General features: G+C 39.7%; 16 protein-coding genes. 15 read left to right on the forward strand and 1 reads right to left on the reverse strand.

Going from position 1 to position 16,733, the window contains the following annotated elements; all coding sequences use genetic code 11:
• Window positions 1–68: 68 nt before the first annotated feature.
• Together rpsU and AC1F25_RS01845 are read left to right on the forward strand one after the other, a co-directional pair.
• Window positions 69–245, forward strand: coding sequence for a 30S ribosomal protein S21 (rpsU, locus tag AC1F25_RS01840; protein ID WP_002287321.1), 177 nt, complete (start codon window positions 69–71; stop codon window positions 243–245).
• A gap of 26 nt (window positions 246–271) precedes the next feature.
• Entirely contained in the window at window positions 272–718 is a 447-nt protein-coding gene (locus AC1F25_RS01845; RefSeq protein ID WP_002291695.1) for a GatB/YqeY domain-containing protein, read from the forward strand.
• A gap of 155 nt (window positions 719–873) precedes the next feature.
• On the opposite strand, the gene brnQ is transcribed toward AC1F25_RS01845, so the two are convergent.
• The gene (gene brnQ / locus AC1F25_RS01850; RefSeq protein WP_002291696.1) at window positions 874–2,253 is read right to left on the reverse strand and encodes a branched-chain amino acid transport system II carrier protein; all 1,380 of its coding nucleotides are present in this window, start codon (window positions 2,251–2,253) and stop codon (window positions 874–876) included.
• A 704-nt stretch (window positions 2,254–2,957) separates the two neighbouring features.
• Here brnQ and AC1F25_RS01855 point away from each other — a divergent pair.
• The 13 genes from AC1F25_RS01855 (at window position 2,958) to AC1F25_RS01915 (ending at window position 16,725) form a co-directional block, all read left to right on the forward strand.
• Window positions 2,958–3,929, forward strand: coding sequence for a PhoH family protein (locus AC1F25_RS01855; RefSeq protein ID WP_002291698.1), 972 nt, complete (start codon window positions 2,958–2,960; stop codon window positions 3,927–3,929).
• A gap of 23 nt (window positions 3,930–3,952) precedes the next feature.
• Window positions 3,953–6,145: an HD family phosphohydrolase gene (locus AC1F25_RS01860; RefSeq protein ID WP_002291699.1), complete on the forward strand. Its 2,193-nt coding sequence runs from the start codon at window positions 3,953–3,955 to the stop codon at window positions 6,143–6,145.
• 28 nt (window positions 6,146–6,173) lie between these two features.
• Window positions 6,174–6,650 (forward strand): rRNA maturation RNase YbeY, encoded by a 477-nt coding sequence (gene ybeY, locus AC1F25_RS01865; protein WP_002291700.1) that lies wholly within the window; start codon window positions 6,174–6,176, stop codon window positions 6,648–6,650.
• On the forward strand, window positions 6,634–7,029 hold the full coding sequence (locus AC1F25_RS01870) for a diacylglycerol kinase family protein (RefSeq protein WP_002316408.1): 396 nt from the start codon (window positions 6,634–6,636) through the stop codon (window positions 7,027–7,029). The genes ybeY and AC1F25_RS01870 overlap by 17 nt, the downstream gene beginning before the upstream one ends.
• A gap of 14 nt (window positions 7,030–7,043) precedes the next feature.
• A complete protein-coding gene (gene era / locus AC1F25_RS01875; protein WP_002288753.1) occupies window positions 7,044–7,943 on the forward strand; it encodes a GTPase Era in 900 nt (299 codons plus the stop codon).
• Between the two features lie 142 nt (window positions 7,944–8,085).
• Entirely contained in the window at window positions 8,086–8,898 is an 813-nt protein-coding gene (gene recO, locus AC1F25_RS01880; RefSeq protein ID WP_002314698.1) for a DNA repair protein RecO, read from the forward strand.
• A gap of 385 nt (window positions 8,899–9,283) precedes the next feature.
• Window positions 9,284–10,201, forward strand: coding sequence for a glycine--tRNA ligase subunit alpha (glyQ, locus tag AC1F25_RS01885; protein WP_002305598.1), 918 nt, complete (start codon window positions 9,284–9,286; stop codon window positions 10,199–10,201).
• A gap of 1 nt (window position 10,202) precedes the next feature.
• On the forward strand, window positions 10,203–12,278 hold the full coding sequence (gene glyS / locus AC1F25_RS01890) for a glycine--tRNA ligase subunit beta (protein WP_047929353.1): 2,076 nt from the start codon (window positions 10,203–10,205) through the stop codon (window positions 12,276–12,278).
• 384 nt (window positions 12,279–12,662) lie between these two features.
• On the forward strand, window positions 12,663–13,442 hold the full coding sequence (locus AC1F25_RS01895) for a hypothetical protein (RefSeq protein ID WP_479994204.1): 780 nt from the start codon (window positions 12,663–12,665) through the stop codon (window positions 13,440–13,442).
• A gap of 40 nt (window positions 13,443–13,482) precedes the next feature.
• Window positions 13,483–14,427 carry an LCP family glycopolymer transferase gene (locus tag AC1F25_RS01900; RefSeq protein WP_002308652.1) on the forward strand — a complete coding sequence of 315 codons (945 nt, stop codon included), beginning with the start codon at window positions 13,483–13,485 and terminating at the stop codon, window positions 14,425–14,427.
• Between the two features lie 15 nt (window positions 14,428–14,442).
• Window positions 14,443–15,222 (forward strand): YveK family protein, encoded by a 780-nt coding sequence (locus tag AC1F25_RS01905; RefSeq protein ID WP_104846747.1) that lies wholly within the window; start codon window positions 14,443–14,445, stop codon window positions 15,220–15,222.
• A gap of 12 nt (window positions 15,223–15,234) precedes the next feature.
• Window positions 15,235–15,933 carry a CpsD/CapB family tyrosine-protein kinase gene (locus tag AC1F25_RS01910; protein WP_002314703.1) on the forward strand — a complete coding sequence of 233 codons (699 nt, stop codon included), beginning with the start codon at window positions 15,235–15,237 and terminating at the stop codon, window positions 15,931–15,933.
• Window positions 15,934–15,960: 27 nt separating this feature from the next.
• The gene (locus AC1F25_RS01915; protein ID WP_002334849.1) at window positions 15,961–16,725 is read left to right on the forward strand and encodes a tyrosine-protein phosphatase; all 765 of its coding nucleotides are present in this window, start codon (window positions 15,961–15,963) and stop codon (window positions 16,723–16,725) included.
• Window positions 16,726–16,733 lie beyond the last annotated feature (8 nt).

The raw sequence follows: 16,733 nt of genomic DNA on the forward strand, positions 1-16,733 counted from the left end.
CTTGTTTTTTGAGATATATTTCAATAACAATTACGGTTACTTTTTAAGCTCGGAGGGAGGGAATTAACATGTCAAAAACAGTCGTTCGCAAAAACGAATCACTTGACGATGCTCTTCGTCGCTTCAAACGTTCCGTGTCAAAAGCGGGTACTTTACAAGAATCTCGTAAACGTGAATTCTACGAAAAACCAAGTGTAAGACGCAAGAAAAAATCTGAAGCAGCTAGAAAACGCAAAAAATTCTAGTTCTGTGATGAATTGGAGTTGGTAGTGTGTCACTACTAAGTAGATTAAACGATGACATGAAAACAGCGATGAAAGCGAAAGATAAGGAATCTTTACAAGTCATCCGAATGATCAAGTCATCTATACAAAACGAGCAGATTAAAGAAGGTCACGACTTGACAGAAGAAGAAGAATTAACGGTGTTGTCTCGCGAAATGAAACAGCGACGTGATTCTTTGCATGAGTTTGAAGAAGCAGGGCGTGACGATTTAGCTGAAAAAGTAAAAAGTGAAATTGTGATAGTCGAAAAATACATGCCGGAACAACTTTCCGACGAAGAAATTCGACAACTTGTTCAAGAAGCAATCACACAAACTGGTGCTTCATCAATGAAAGAATTTGGCAAAGTCATGGGTGCGATCATGCCTAAAGTCAAAGGAAAAGCAGATGGAAACCAAGTAAATGCCATTGTGAAAGAACTATTACAATCTTAATTTTATCATTTAAACTGCGGACAATCATTGTCCGCAGTTTTTTTGTGCGCGTAAAAAAGAAATCTAAAAAATAGCTAGACGAAAGAATAGGATTCTTTCATCTAGCTGGTTTTTTCCTGTTTAATATTTCTTATGTTAAATTGTGTTTGATTTGGTTATTCTTCTGGTAGTTCATTTGCTTCTTGTTTATACCCTGATAGGCGATAGGCGTAATAAAACAGTAGGCTGCCAGCGTAACCAAGTAACGTTGGGACCATCCAGCCAAGTCCTAATGCAGCAAAAGGAACGTGATGATGATAAAATTCGAGCATGCTTGCTACAACTCTTTGTTGACTCACTAAAGCAGGCGAATTTGCCAGCATATCCAATACGGCAGGAACAGCAGCAAACAACATCGTTACTTGATAGACAAATGGTGTCTTTTGGAAAAATTTTGCTGTTAAGGAAAGCAAGATCAACGCAAGCGACAATGGATACAAAAGCATCAATACTGGTAAAGACCATTGGATGATATTGTCTAAACCAGCATTTGCAACGACAAAAGAGACGAAAGTCGTTAACCGCAGCCATGTCATATAACTGACTTTAGGGAACAGTTTATGGAAATCTTGCGCAAAAGAAACAACGAGTCCCATAGCGGTAGTGAAGACACCTAATGTGACCATCACTCCTAAGAAGCTAGCGCCGAAGTTACCTAAATAAAAATTAGTGATCTGAGAAAGTGCAGTTCCGCCATTTTCTGATAAAGACATCTTATTCAAACTCATCGCACCGAGAAGAACAAGTCCAAAATAGATCATGACTTCTAGCGCAACGCTCAGGCTACCAGCTTTTGCTGTTAATTCTGTGACTTTTTTATCTTTGAAACCAAGGTCACGGACTGCATGGACAAAAGTGACACTTAAGGCAAGCAAAGCTACTGCATCAACCGTGTTATAACCTTCTAGGACACCATTTGTTAAAGCGTTTGTTTGGTAAGTATCTGCAGCAGATTGATTTAGATTTCCCATTGGGTGGAATAAAGAAACGACAAAAATGATTGCTAATAATGCAAGAAACAAGGAGTTTAGATACTTTCCGACGTATTTGACCAACCGTGTGGGATGGACAGTAAGGAAATAAGCAAGTAAAAAGAAAAGAGCAGAGAATAAAAACATACCTAATGAATTATATTTTTCAGGCAAAAATGGTTTAGCAGCCATTTCAAAAGCAGTAGCAGCTGTCCGTGGTGTACCGAAAAATGGTCCGATCGTCAAATGAACAAGGATTAAGAACAAGGCAGCATACCATTTTCCGACAGGTTTAGCTAAGTCATACAGACCATCACTTTTTGTCACTACTACAGCTAAGATAGCTAGTAATGGGAAAAGAGCACCTGAGATAGCAAATCCTACGCCAGCACTGACCCAGTTTGCGCCAGCCATTTGACCTAAGTGGACAGGAAAGATTAGATTACCTGACCCGAAGAACATCCCGAAGATAAGTGAACTGACCATCAATAGTTGTTTCCATGAATAAGTTTTTGTTTCTTCCATAAATTTTTCCTCCAATAATTATCATTTTGATTGACGATATAAACGTTGCAGCAATTAGTAATGCCACTAATATCAGATTCCATGAAAACCACCACCTTAAAATAAAAAAAAGCCCTTTTCCACTTGGGAAAAGGGCTCTAGATTCTAGAACGGTACCACCTTTTTTCGCTTAAAAAAGCTTCTTCATTCACGGACGCTTTTTGATAAAGTTATCCGCTAGCCTGATAATGGAGGCAGCCACAATGATCTACGTTTTCGACATTGACTCGGAAATGATGTTCGTCTATTCGATTTATTGTCATTTCTCACTTACATGACTCACTGGGAATAAATCGTTGAATAGCCTACTGTTTTCCTCGACGCTTTGCTGTATGTTTATTTGTTGACGTAATAATACACCTGTTTTTTTTGAAATGCAAGAATATTTTAACTATTTTGTTTTCTTTTTTTGAAACAGGAAAAATACCTAGAGAATACTTGTTGAATGAAACGAAATATTTTGTTCTCCACTTTCATATAACTTACATTCTCAGCTTCTTTTTATCAAAACGAGACCTTTAGCGAATGGAAACGGCTATTTTTTAACGTTTCTTGGTACGTATGGTTAAGCGACTCTTTTACAACCTTTTCTTATTTGCTATATAGTTTCTTCTGAGTATGGTAAAATAGGAAAGAATGAATCGAAAAAAAGGGGATGTCTATTTTTGACGGAAGAGTCTAGTTCTTTAGAGATTAGATTGACAGCTGCTGATGATGTCAGCATGCTTTTAGGTGCACACGACAAGCATATAAAACTGATCGAGGAAACAACGGAAACAACCATCCATACACGTGGAGAAATCATTCAGATCATTGGTGAGCAATCCCAGATTTCCTTGGCTGCCTCAGTCATTCGGACATTACAGGAATTGATCAAACGAGGAATCCACGTAAGTACGCCAGATGTTGTGACGGCATTGAAGATGGGGCAAAAAGGTACATTAGATTATTTTGTTGAGATGTATGAGGAAGAGATCGTCAAAGACCGTAATGGAAAACCTATACGGGTAAAAAACAGCGGTCAAAAGAAATACGTTGAATCGGTAGCCAAACATGACATCGTATTTGGTGTAGGGCCAGCCGGAACAGGGAAAACGTTTCTTGCCGTAGTATTAGCAATTGCTGCCCTAAAAAAAGGCGAAGTGCAAAAAATCATTTTGACGCGGCCCGCTGTGGAGGCAGGGGAAAACCTAGGCTTTCTACCCGGGGATCTGAAAGAAAAAGTGGATCCTTATCTGCGGCCTGTTTATGATGCTTTATACCAAATTTTTGGATTGGATCATACGAACCGATTGATGGAACGAGGCGTGATCGAAATCGCACCTTTAGCTTACATGCGGGGGCGGACATTGGATGATGCATTCGTTATCTTGGACGAAGCACAAAACACGACAGTCGCTCAGATGAAAATGTTCTTGACCCGTCTCGGTTATCAATCAAAAATGATTGTCAATGGGGATACAAGTCAGATAGACTTGCCTCGTGGGACGACAAGTGGTCTTGTTCATGCAGAACGAACATTAAAGCAAATCAAAAAAATCGATTTTGTTAATTTTGAAGCAAGTGACGTTGTTCGGCACCCTGTAGTTGCCGAAATCATCAAAGCTTATGAAAAGGCGGATCTTCATCAAGAATAAGCTTTGCTTAGGAGGATAAGCACATGTTGAATAAAACACTGCAGAAACTACAAGAAAAACTCGGAAAGGCAGCATTGCCTTTCCTTCTGTTCTTGTTTTTTATCATTGTCTGCGGCGTTACATTTAGTAGTGTCAAACAAAAGGCCAATGATTTCAGAGAAGGCCAAGTAGCAGAAGAGAGTATCCGTGCGAATAAAACGATTGAGAACACGGAAGAAACCGAACAAAGAAGAAAACTGGCAGCAGAAGCAGTGACTCCAGAATATACTTATCAAAAAGATCTGGCAGATGACCAGAACAATCGGATCAAGCAATTATTCGAATTGATCGATAAGACGAATGATACCATCAACAAATCTTATAATGACAAGGTAGATAAGGCGAAGGAAGATGAAAATATCCCGAAACCTACTACAGAAGAGCGGATTGCTACACTGAAGAAAAATTTTGAAAACGTGAATGCAGAAAACGTTGCGTTTTACCAAAAACTGCCGAACAATTTTTATTCGACGATATTTGAAATGACTGAAACGGAAATTCACACGGTTAGGGATGAAAGTTTGAAGCTCATTGACGAACAGATGAGTAAACAAGTTCGTGAAAGCGAATTGGAAGCTTTTAAACAAGAAGCAGAAGATCAGATTCAATATTTGAATGTCACAACAGAGCAGCAACAAATGATTCGCTACTTAGTGGATCAAGGCATTGTAGTCAATGATGTATTGAATGAGAAAAAGACAGAAGAATTAAAACAATCTGCACGAGAAGCTGTACAACCAGTGATGATCTTCCAAGGAGAAATCATTGTTCGCGAAGGAAATCAAATTGATGCTTCAGCGATGAAAAAATTGGAATTACTAGGATTGACGAATCAAACGACTTCGATTTTCCCACTCATTGCCATGGTTTTAGCTGTTTTGCTTCAAATCGGTGTACTGATTTATAATTCACTCCAATTTCAAAATGCAGGAGAAAGAACAAAATACGTACTTTTCTACGTGACAGCAATGTCAGTCAGCGTCGTACTAATGAAATTTTTCCAACTCTTCCAAACAGAACAAGCTGCTTATATTCCGCTGTTTTACCCCGCGGCTTTTGCTCCACTTGTTTTAAGCTTTTTCTTGAATCGAAGAGCAGGGATCATGGCTGGTATTTTCCAAGCAGTATCCGCACTTTTCATTTTTTATGATTCGATTGGCACGAACTTTCTGACAGTTATTTTGATGTCCTATGTATTTTCTGGTCTCATGGCAACGATCGTCAGACGCAAACGGATCTCAGAACAAGGGTTATCCGCTGCTATGTGGGTCATTATTTTCCCTGTGATGATGGATGTCATTTTGATTATCTACCAAGGAATGAGCTTTGGGGATGCAACGACTTGGTTAACGCTAGTCTGCGGATTCACAGGTGCATTGTTCTCATTCTTGCTGACGATAGGTCTGCACCCCTATATTGAATTGATGGTCAATGATGATAGTGTGATCGTATTAAATGAACTCAGCAATCCTAATCATCCTTTATTGAAACAGTTGCTGGAAGAAGCACCAGGTACGTATCACCATAGCATGATGGTAGCCAATCTAAGTGCTAATGCTGTAGCAGAAATCGGTGGACGTTCTTTACTAACTCGAGTAGCTTGCTATTATCATGATATCGGCAAGATCAAACACGCCAGCTTTTTCGTTGAGAACTTGCCTTCAGGAGCGGAAAATCCGCACAATTTCTTATTGCCAGAAGACAGTAAACATATTATCTTTGGACATGTGACAGATGGTGCCAAAATATTGGAAGATTATAATATGCCGCAAATGGTGATCGATATTTGCAGACAGCATCATGGAACCACGCTGATGCGTTATTTCTACGTTAAGGCAAAGGAACGCAACCCGGAAGTCACGGAAGAGCAATTCCGTTATCCTGGACCAAAACCTCAAAGCCGTGAAGCAGGAATCGTCAATATAGCTGACAGTTGTGAAGCGGCAGTACGGGCAATGGACCATCCAACGAGCGAAAAAATCGAAAGTTTTGTCCATAATCTTATAGAAGAGCGTATTTCCGATGGACAATTGGACGACAGTGGATTGACGTTAAAAGAAATCCGTAAAGTAGAAAAATCATTGATCAGCGGTTTAAGCAGTACCTTCCATTCTCGGATCAAATATCCTAAAATGAAATCGGAAGTTGAGAAGATAAAAGAAGAACAAGAAGAATAGCAAGAAGAATAGAAAGAAGCGATGTATAATGGATATTACTTTCATGGATGAAACAAACCAAGTATCAGAAGAGAAAATGAAAGAAATCGACGACTTGTTGCAATTTGCAGCATCATATTTAGAGTTGCCAGAAGAAACAGAAATGTCTGTTACTTTCATGGACAACGCAGCAATCCAAGTAATCAATCGTGATTACCGTGGAAAAGATGCACCGACAGACGTCATCAGTTTTGCCTTGGAAGAAGAGGGCGAAGACGAAATCCCAGTGATTTTTGAAGATGGAGAGAATCCATTACCTCGTGTACTGGGAGACATCATGATCTCTACTGAACGTGCTGCAGAGCAAGCAGAAGCTTACGGCCATTCGTATGATCGGGAACTTGGCTTTTTAGCGGTTCATGGATTCTTGCATATCAACGGGTATGACCATATGACACCAGAGGATGAGAAAGAAATGTTTGGTTTACAGAAAGAGATCTTAGATGCCTATGGACTTAAAAGATAAAAACGTAGAGAAAAACAAACATTTCCTGATGTCCGTGGAATTTGCCGTCCAAGGAGTCAAAACCGTTTTTGAGGAAGAACGCAACATGAGGAAACATGTTGCGTTCGGAATCCTCGCTTTGTTTATGGGCGTGATTTTCCAACTTGATCGGATAGAATGGTTATGGCTGCTTTTAGCTGTTTTTCTCGTATGGATAGTAGAGATCATCAATACTGTTTTTGAAAATGTCGTGGACATGTTTACGGATTTTCATTTTCATCCGATTGGGAAAAAAATCAAAGATATGGCAGCTGGAGCAGTTTTAGTGACCGCTTGTTTTGCCGTTATCGTTGGGTTGATTTTATTTGTCCCTAAAATATATCATTTGTTGTTTAATTAAAAAGGAGAACGTATATGCCAGAACATAAATCAGGGTTTGTCGCAATCGTCGGCCGCCCGAATGTAGGAAAATCCACTTTATTGAATCGAATCGTGGGTCAAAAAATTGCCATCATGAGTGATAAGGCACAGACAACTAGAAATAAAATCCAAGGAGTATATACTACACCAGAAGCTCAGTTGATTTTTATTGACACACCAGGAATCCATAAACCAAAGCATCGTTTAGGAGATTTTATGGTAGAAGCAGCTTACAGTGCGTTGAAAGAAGTGGACGCGGTCTTATTTATGATCAGCGCTGATCAAAAACGCGGTCGGGGAGACGATTTTATTATTGAACGTCTAAAAAACGTGCATTCTCCTGTTTATCTGATTATCAATAAAATCGATAAAATCCATCCAGACGAGTTGTTGGGAATCATTGAAGATTATTCAACGCAGATGCCCTTTGCACAAGTGATTCCAATCTCTGCTACAGAAGGAAACAACGTCGAACGTTTGATGGATGTATTAGTCAGTGAAATGCCAGAGGGCCCACAATATTTTCCAGATGATCAAGTGACTGATCATCCTGAATACTTCATCGTTTCTGAATTGATCCGTGAGAAAGTCTTGTTTTTAACACGAGACGAAGTGCCTCATTCTGTCGCAGTCGTTGTTGATTCGATGAAGCGAAACGAGAATGATAAAATCCATATCCAGGCTACGATTATTGTCGAAAGAGATAGCCAAAAAGGAATCATTATCGGCAAAGGCGGAAAAATGCTGAAGCAAGTAGGAACGAAAGCAAGAAAGGATATCGAAAATCTTTTAGGAGACAAAGTCTTTCTAGAACTTTGGGTCAAAGTTCAAAAAGACTGGCGAGACAAAAAAGTCTATCTGCAAGACTTCGGCTACCGAAAAGACGAATACTGATATTCTGAGCTTCTTGTAAGTTAGGTATAGAAATAAACTGGATAAAAATCCGCGTGTTGAGAAAAGCTGCGGAAGATCGCAACATAAATGATCTGGATCGGCAGAATCTGCTTTTCCAGATTTATTTTTTAGGAGGGAGAATATGAGCCAGCTTGCAGAATCAAAAGGCTTGATTTTATCTAGCCGTAATTACAAAGAAAAAGATAAATTAGTCAAAATCTTTACAGAATCTTCTGGCAAAATGATGTTTTATATCAAAGGGATCCATCGGCAAAATCAGCCCTTAGCTCCGGCTTTGCTCCCTTTTACTGAAGCAGTTTATATCGGGAATTTTCGAAGTGAAGGTCTGTCATTTTTAAGCAGTGTCAAAGATGTCCATGCGTTTCGACACATCCAAGAAGACATCTTTTTGAGCGGCTATGGCACATATTTATTGAATCTAGTAGATGCGGCAATCGAAGATCATCAGTACGACCCGCATTTGTTCCAGTTTACGCAACAAGCACTGCAACGGATGGACCAAGGAGACGATGCAGAAATCATCACGAATATTTTTGAAGTCCAAATACTGCAACGCTTCGGAATTGCACCAATCTGGACACACTGCGTCGTATGTGGGGAAACAAAAGGAAAATTTGACTATTCTTCCAAATATGGTGGTGTGATATGCGAAAGACACTGGTCGATGGATGATCACCGTTATCATGCAGATCCTCGAGCTGTTTATTTCGTTCGGATGTTTTCAGCTATTTCTTATGATAAGATCAGTGGAATCCATCTGAAAGAAGAAACCAAACAAGCAATCCGTGAACTCATCGACCAGCTGTATGATGAATATGTCGGTATCCATTTGAAAAGCAAAAAGTTCATCGATCAAATGAAGTCTTGGGCACACGTATTAAAGACGCCAGAGAAAGACATGTCTGAAAAAGATCTACCTAAAAAAGAAGAATAGTAAATGAAACATACAACAAAAAATCAAAACCATTTGACAAACACAGGGAGTTCCGTCTATTATTAACCGTAGATCAAATAGATCGTTCAGTGATAGGATCTATTATAGAAACAAGAAAACTGCAAAATGAATACGTACATTGACCAAGATCAGTAAAAAACACGTGGTTTAGCGAGTTCGGGAGAGTGGGAGCCGGACCCAAACGATTTTTGAAGAGGCACTTGCGAGTACGATAAATGAAGCTGCCGAATCTTTATTCGGAAGTAGGGTGGAACCGCGAATTATTCGTCCCTATGTCTGTAATCAGACATAGGGATTTTTTGTCGTTTTCTTTCCTGTATTCTTATTTGACAGCAACGCTTTAAAATTGAAAGGGGCAAAACAGATGAGTAAAAAATTGACCGTCCAAGATATGATATTAACATTACAAAAATTTTGGTCATCAAACGGCTGCATGCTGATGCAAGCGTATGACACAGAAAAAGGAGCAGGTACGATGAGCCCATATACCTTTTTACGGGCAATCGGACCAGAACCATGGAATGCTGCTTACGTAGAGCCATCTCGCCGACCAGCTGATGGACGTTATGGTGAAAACCCAAACCGTTTGTATCAGCATCATCAATTCCAAGTCGTGATGAAACCTTCACCTGAGAATATCCAAGAGCTTTATTTAGAAAGCTTGCGCCTTTTAGGAATCGATCCATTAGAACACGACATCCGTTTTGTTGAAGACAACTGGGAGAACCCATCCATGGGCTGTGCCGGTGTGGGTTGGGAAGTATGGCTTGACGGAATGGAAATCACACAGTTCACGTACTTCCAACAAGTTGGTGGACTGCCTTGTAAACCAGTCACTTCTGAGATCACTTATGGACTAGAACGTCTTGCTTCTTATATCCAAGAAGTTGAAAGTGTCTATGATTTAGAATGGGCTGATGGCGTGAAATATGGCGAGATCTTCAAACAACCAGAATATGAACATTCCAAATATTCTTTTGAAGTAAGCGACCAAGACTTGCTACTAAGCAACTTTGATCGTTTTGAAAAAGAAGCTAAACGCTGTATCGATGAAAATCTTGTTCATCCGGCGTATGATTATATCTTGAAATGTAGCCATACATTCAACTTATTAGATGCCCGCGGTGCAGTATCCGTAACAGAGCGTGCCGGTTATCTTTCTCGCATCCGCAACATGGCTCGTGCTGTAGCCAAAATCTTTGTGGCAGAACGCGAAAAATTAGGATTCCCTTTGTTGAATAAAAACACAGCAAATCCAGAAACCGTGAAGGAGGCTGAATAAGATGGCAAAAGACTTATTACTTGAAATCGGGTTGGAAGAAATGCCTGCCCATGTTGTCACACCAAGCATGAAACAATTAGAAGAAAAAACAGCAAAATTTTTAGATGAAAACCAATTGACTTATGATACGATCGAAACATTTTCCACACCGCGCCGTTTAGCAATCAAAGTAACAAATATTCCAGAACGACAAGCGGACAGTGAAGAAGAAGTCAAAGGACCAGCCAAAAAAATTGCTTTGGACGCAGATGGAAACTGGACGAAAGCAGCGGAAGGATTTGTCCGCGGACAAGGTCTGACGACAGACGCTATCACATTTAGAGAATTAAAAGGTGTGGAATATGTCTATGTAACGAAATACACTCATGGTAAGGAATCCAAAGAAGTATTGACAGGTTTAGCAGATGTCATTAAAAGCCTGACTTTCCCTGTAACGATGCATTGGGCAGAATACGATTTTGAATATATCCGCCCTATTCACTGGATCGTGGCATTGTTAGATGATGAAGTAATCCCATTCGAAATCTTGGATGTCAAAACAGGCAGAGCCTCTCGAGGTCATCGTTTCTTAGGCGAAGATGTGACATTTGCGCATGCAAAAGAATATGAAGAAAAATTGAATGAACAATTCGTCATTGCGTCTCCGCAAAAAAGACAAGAAATGATCGTTACACAAGCAAACGAATTAGCAGAAAAAAATCACTGGGTTATTGATCTAGACGAAGATTTACTAGAAGAAGTCAACAATTTAGTCGAATATCCAACTGTCTTTTCTGGCGACTTCGAAGAAAAATATCTTTCTGTTCCTGAAGAAGTACTAGTCACTTCTATGAAAGAACATCAACGTTATTTCGAGGTACGGAATGATCAAGGTATGCTGCTTCCTCATTTTATTTCTGCTCGTAATGGTGATCGGGTAAAATTGGAAAATGTGGTTCGAGGCAATCAAAAAGTATTGACGGCTCGTTTAGAAGATGCGGAATTCTTTTATAATGAAGACAAGAAAGCTTCAATCGACCAATACGTTGAAAAACTAAAAACTGTTACTTTCCATGAAAAAATCGGTAGTATCTATGAGAAAATGCAGCGGGTACAAGTCATTGTCCGTATCATTGGCGAACAAGTAGGACTATCTGAGGAAGAATTGATGGATCTGCAACGAGCTGCTGAAATCTATAAATTTGATCTAGTAACCAACATGGTAGGGGAATTTCCTGAACTACAAGGGATCATGGGCGAAAAATATGCTCTGCTGAAAGGCGAGAAACCTGCTGTAGCGACAGCGATTCGTGAGCATTACATGCCTATATCCAGTGAAGGAGAGCTACCTCAGTCTACAGTAGGTTCTGTTTTAGCGATTGCAGATAAATTAGATAGCATCTTTTCTTTCTTTGCAGTTGGGATGATTCCAAGCGGGTCAAACGATCCTTATGCCTTACGTCGCCAAGCATACGGTGTCGTTCGGATCATCGAGTCGAAAAAATGGGCCTTTCCTTTGTCTGTTCTGCAAGAAACGATTAGTGATGTTATCAGTAAAGATACGGATCGTTTCGGTATTGGTTTATCAGAAGGGCAACAACAAGTGATCGACTTTATCAAAGGCCGTCTGCGCCAATTATTGACAACGAAGAATATTCGTCATGATGTCATCGATGCTGTTTTGAATGCGGAACAAAAAGATCTGACAAAAGTATTTGCAGCAGCACAATTGTTCAAACAACATCTTGCAGATGAAGACTTCAAACCTTCAATGGAAGCTTTGACACGTGTCGTAAACTTAGCGAAAAAAGCGCAGCTTGAAAAACAATCAGAAGTAAACCCTGAGCTGTTCGAAAACGACGCAGAGAAAGAATTACACAAAGCAGTAGAAGCAATGAAAGCAAGTTTTGCTGACCAAACGATCCACGAAAACTACGACCAGCTTGTCGCTCTTCGTCCACTGATCGAAAATTATTTTGATCAAACGATGGTCATGGCTGATGAACCAGCAGTACGTAAGAACCGACTAACACAACTTAGTCAAATAGCTGCCATGGCTTTGTCATTAGCAAGCTTGGATCAAATCATCACAAAATAGTCTTTTGTTTGAAAAACAGAGAGCATGCACGAAACGTGCTGTGTCTCTGTTTTTTTGTTATAAATATAAATAGCTGTTATTAATTCTATTTTAATAATTTTTGTTATTTTATTCTTTGTTCGAATTTTCAAAATGCTCATGAAAAGTGAGGAAATAAAAACGAAAAAGATTAATCATAATCTTGTTACTGTTATATTTACTTTTAAATTAGGAATTTCCCTAGTCAAGAAAACTGTTTGTGGTATGATTATATAAGGAAAACCTGTTTATAAATATTTCTATGAATATATTAGTTTAATTATGCTTTTAAAATAAAAAGCGCTCATTCTGATGTGAATGAATCACATCTTTATTTATCTATCATCAATATTTAGGAGTGAATCTATGGAAAAGCCGTTCGTCAAGTTATTGGCTACTGTGGCGGTAGGCACAGGCGCTATTGTGATTTGCTTGTTTGGATACCATCTCAATAATCAGCGGCAATATCATCAACGGATCAATTACGCAGAATCTGCCATCACCAATCAAAAAGACACCGTGACCTCTTTATCAAAAGAAGTAGATAAGCTGTACAGTACAAAAGAAAAAATTTTCCTAAATCCTGAAATAACAGAAGAAACAGTTTCAAATTTGTCACATAAACTATCTTCTATCAAACTGTCAGCAGATGATTATGACATCAAGGAATCAGAATTACCTAAAGAAGCTGCTGCGATCCAAGAAGAAAAGAAAGCAGTCTTAACACAGTTAGAGGATGCAGAATCAAAACTGAAGATCCAGACGGCTGTCAATAAATTATTTACTAAAAACGTATCAAACTGGCAGCAAGCTGTGGATGATGTCATCATCAAAGAAAAGTTGGCAAGTGCAGATGTCGCCCATGTACGTGAAAATATGAGCTTTTTTAAGGATAGTGCTTGGAAAACGGTCGTTATGCAATATCTAGGATTCGCTGATACCCAAATTGCACAAGTCACGCAACTAGATCAGCTATTCGATACGATGCTGAAAGACGGTCAAGTAACAGCTACTGCTACTTACGATCAATATTTGACCGCACTCAGTCTCATCGAACAGATCCGGAATGAAAAAATAAGAGCCACATACGCGTCAAAAGCAGAAACAGTCGCTCAGCAAATGGGCTATAGCAATACGAGCTATTAATAAGCGAGAATTCAAGCAAGGCTAGCAAACGGAGGAAACTATGGCAAAACGAAGAAGAAAATCAAGAGGGAAAAAGATATTTCTAATTATTTTAGCAATTCTTGTCGTACTAGTATTAGCAATCGTAGGAGTAGGAGCAAAATTATATCTAGATCTCTCACATTCTATTGAGAAAACTTACGAATCAGTGGAACGAACCCAAGGAGAACGAACAAAACCAGTTGATCTGGACAAACAAGAATCTTTCTCTGTTCTATTGATGGGGATCGATACGGGAGATTTAGGTCGGGTCGATCAAGGACGATCAGATACGATGATGGTTGCCACAGTCAGTCCTGAAGACAAACAGACAACGATTGTCAGCATTCCTCGTGATACGTATGTCGACATCGTTGGACATGACACAAAAGACAAGATCAACCACGCTTACGCATTCGGCGGAGCTGCCATGGCGATGGATACCGTACAAAAATATGTAGACATCCCAATTGATCACTATGTTTCAATCAATATGAAAGGTCTAAAAGAACTCGTTGATGCAGTTGGTGGTATCGAAGTCAATAATGACCTCACCTTCTCACAAGATGGCTATGATTTTACGATCGGTAAAATCACATTGAACGGGGATCAGGCATTGTCTTATTCTCGTATGCGTTATGAAGATCCAAATGGTGACTACGGCAGACAAGAACGTCAAAGAAAGATCGTAGAAGGTGTAGCGAAAAAAGTGTTGAGTCTGAACGGTGTAAGCAACTATCAATCCGTTTTGAATGCTCTAGAGTCGAATATGAAAACAGACATGAGCTTTGATGAAATGAAAAAGATTGCTTTAGATTATCGGGATGCATTTGGTACGATCAAGCAAGATCAGCTGCAAGGAGAAGGCTTCATGCAAGACAATATCTCATACCAAAAAGTCAGCGATCAAGAACTTGATCGTGTGAAAAAAGAATTAAAAGATCAAATGAATCTAGAGAATAAATAGGAAAGTGGAGAAAAAATGGAAGAGACAATCAGCTTGAAAGAAATTTTTGAAACATTGCGCAAACACGTGATAACAATCCTCATCTCAATGTTTGCTGGCTTGGCCATCTCAGGCATCGTGACGTTTTTCATCTTGACGCCAAAATACAGCTCACAAGCCCAATTGATCGTGACACTGCCGCAATCAGATACTGCAAATGTCAATGATGTCAATACGAACCTGCAAATGATCAATACGTATAAAGATATGATCGTCAGTGATCTAGTACTAAATGAAGTCAAAGATCGTTTAGAAACAGAAGACAATGTGAAAATGACTGCTGGACAAATTAAAGATGCTATCTCCGTCAATCAGTCACAAAATTCACAAATGTTCTCGATCCAAGCAACAAGCACAAATGCAGTGACGGCTCAACAAATCGCTAATACAACGTCACAAGTATTCCAAGAGAACGCCAAAGATGTGATGAATGTCGATAAAATCTCGATCATCTCAGGTGCAGTTGCCAATACGACACCTGTTTCGCCAAATAATAAATTGAATCTAGTGATTGGCTTAGTGTTAGGAATGATGGTAGGCGTAGGTCTAGCTTTCTTATTTGAATTACTCGATCGGACAGTAAAAGATGAAAAATATGTGACGGATACATTGGGCTTCCCGATCTTAGGGACTGTACCAGAAATGTCAGCGAAAGAATTGAATGCTGGTATCCGTAAAAAAGGACCAGCTCAGACACAACCAAAAGCTACAAACGATAAAACAGCGCCATCACGCAGAAGCCGCTCAAGAGTCTAGGAGGAAAGAAAAATGGCACGAACACAGAAACAAAAAGCAGCCCAAACTCATGCAGTCAGTTTGGTCACACTCACCAATCCCTCTTCACCAATCGCTGAACAATATCGTACGATTCGGACGAATATCCAGTTTGCCTCCGCAGCTGGTCAGCAAATCAAAACGATTGTTGTGACTTCATCAGGACCTGGAGAAGGGAAATCGACCACTGCAGCAAACATTGCCGTTGTTTTTGCCAAATCTGGTCAACGGGTGCTGCTAGTCGATGCAGACTTACGTAAGCCCGTCATCTATAAAACGTTCAAGTTGAACAACGCAAGCGGATTAAGTACTGTTCTTAGTTCATCAGGAAGTGTAGCAGATGAGATCCAACGAACACCAGTCGACAATTTGTCGATTCTGCCAAGTGGACCTAAACCACCAAATCCATCAGAACTACTAAGTTCGCCAAGAATGGATCAGATTTTAGCAGAAGCAAGACAACTATTTGATGTAGTGATCTTCGACATGCCGCCAGTCGTTGCCGTAACAGATGCACAGATCATGTCTTCAAAAACGGATGGCACCTTATTGGTCGTACGGGAAAATACGTCACGAAAAGAATCATTGACTAAAGCAAAAGAACTGTTAGATATGGTACAAGCGCGAGTCCTTGGTGTTGTATACAATGGAGCAGAACACAGCAGAGATGCTGGCTATTACTACGGGAATTAAGAAATAAAAAGAGAGGAGACAAGAGAAATGATCGATCTACATTGCCATATCCTGCCAGGAATCGATGACGGAGCAGAAAACTTAGATGCCAGTATCGCCATGGCTGAAAAAGCGATTCAACAAGGAATCACACATATTTTATGCACCCCCCATCACAATAATGGAAAATACAGCAATGAAAAATCACAAGTCATTTCTCTAGTCGCTTCGTTACAAGCAGAATTAGAGAAAAGACAATTGCCTTTGACGTTATTGGAAGGACAAGAAGTACGTATTACCGGAACACTGATTGAAGACATCCACCGAGATGAAATTTTATTTACAGATTTAGATGATACATATCTTCTAATCGAATTTCCGACACTGGAAGTTCCGTTATATGCAGAACGGCTCTTTTTTGAGTTGTTACAACTAGGAAAGACACCAGTGATCGTCCATCCAGAACGCAACGCGCATTTTCGTAAAGACCCGAATCATTTGCTGCCATTCCTAGATATGGGATGCTTGGCCCAACTCACCGCACCAAGTTATGTCGGTGTATTTGGCAAAGATATCCAGAAAACAGCCAAAACGATGGTCAAACATAACCTCGTGCAAATGGCTGCTTCCGATGCCCATGGTGTCTCTAAACGTACCTTTTACTTAAAAGAATGTTATGAGCAAATCGCCAAGGACTTTGGTAAGGAAAAAGTAGTACAGATGAAACAAGTCGCAAAGGACCTGATCAACGGGGATGAGATCAGTTATCCAGTCTATGAAGAGGTAAAAAAGAAGAAGTTTGGTTTATTTTAGGGGGAGTT

The organism is Enterococcus sp. M-BR2 (assembly GCF_056612775.1).